Source organism: Ralstonia sp. TCR112 (assembly GCF_007997035.1).
Lineage (GTDB): Bacteria > Pseudomonadota > Gammaproteobacteria > Burkholderiales > Burkholderiaceae > Ralstonia > Ralstonia edaphi.
Genome location: NZ_VOSS01000185.1, coordinates 1 through 1,281 on the forward strand (window position 1 = coordinate 1; position 1,281 = coordinate 1,281).

A 1,281-nucleotide genomic window follows, 5' to 3' on the forward strand; every position below is an offset into this window, starting at 1 on the left:
TGATTTATGGCGACGACAACGCGACGCTCAAGCAGTCGATCTCGTGGTTCGGCATCGTTGGCGGCGGCTATGTCCAGTTGCTGCAGATGATCGTCATGCCGCTGGTGCTGGTATCAGTGCTGAATTCGGTGGCCAAGCTCAACAGCACTGCGTCGCTGGGCAAGATCAGTGTGCTGACGATCGGCACGCTGCTGCTTACGACGCTGATCTCCGCCCTGGTCGGCGTGTTCGTCACGCACCTGTTTGGCCTGACGGCGCAGGGGCTGGTGCAAGGCGCCCAGGAAACCGCGCGGCTGACCGCCATCCAGGAGAACTACGTCGGCAAGGTGGCCGACCTGTCGGTGCCGCAGCTGGTGCAGTCCTTCATTCCGAAGAACCCCTTCGCCGAGCTGACCGGCGCCAAGCCGACGTCCATCATCGGCGTGGTGATCTTCGCGGCCTTCCTGGGCGTGGCCGCGTTGAACCTGCTGAAGGACGACGCGGTGAAGGGCGAGCGCGTGCTGACCGCCATTGACACCGCGCAGGCCTGGGTGATGAAGCTCGTGCGACTCGTCATTCGCCTGACCCCTTACGGCGTGCTGGCGCTGATGACGAACGTGGTGGCCGTGTCCAACGTGCAGGACATCATCAAGCTGGGCGGTTTCGTGGTGGCGTCTTACCTCGGCCTAGCGATCATGTTCGGCGTGCATGCCGTGCTGCTCACGCTCAACGGCATCAATCCGCTTCGCTTCTTGCGCAAGGTCTGGCCGGCGCTGTCGTTCGCGTTCACGAGCCGGTCGAGTGCGGCCACTATTCCGCTGAGCATCGAGGCGCAGACGCGGCGCATCGGCGTGCCGGAGTCGATCGCCAGCTTCGCCGCATCGTTTGGCACGACCATTGGCCAGAACGGCTGCGCAGGCCTGTATCCCGCCATGCTGGCAGTGATGGTGGCGCCCACCGTGGGCATCAACCCGTTCGATCCTGTATGGATTGCAACGCTCGTGGCGGTGGTCACGCTCAGCTCCGTTGGCGTGGCGGGTGTGGGTGGCGGCGCTACGTTTGCGGCGTTGATCGTGCTGCCGGCCATGGGCTTGCCGGTGACGCTCGTGGCGCTGCTGATCTCCATCGAACCGCTGATCGACATGGGCCGTACCGCGCTCAACGTCAACGGCTCGATGACCGCCGGGACGATCACCAGCCAGTTGCTGGGGCAGACTGATCGCAGTGTTTTCGATGCTGCCGATGACGTGGAGATGGCGCACCGCTGATCTGCGCGTCGAAATATAAATGCCGGCCATGGGG

Annotated in this window: 1 protein-coding gene; it reads left to right on the forward strand. The window is 63.9% G+C overall.

Annotated elements, in window-relative coordinates; translation table 11 throughout:
• Positions 1-1,247 (forward strand): L-cystine transporter (locus tag FUT88_RS25145; RefSeq protein ID WP_147219259.1); only part of this gene is annotated, 1,247 nt, incomplete at its 5' end.
• Positions 1,248-1,281: the final 34 nt, after the last annotated feature.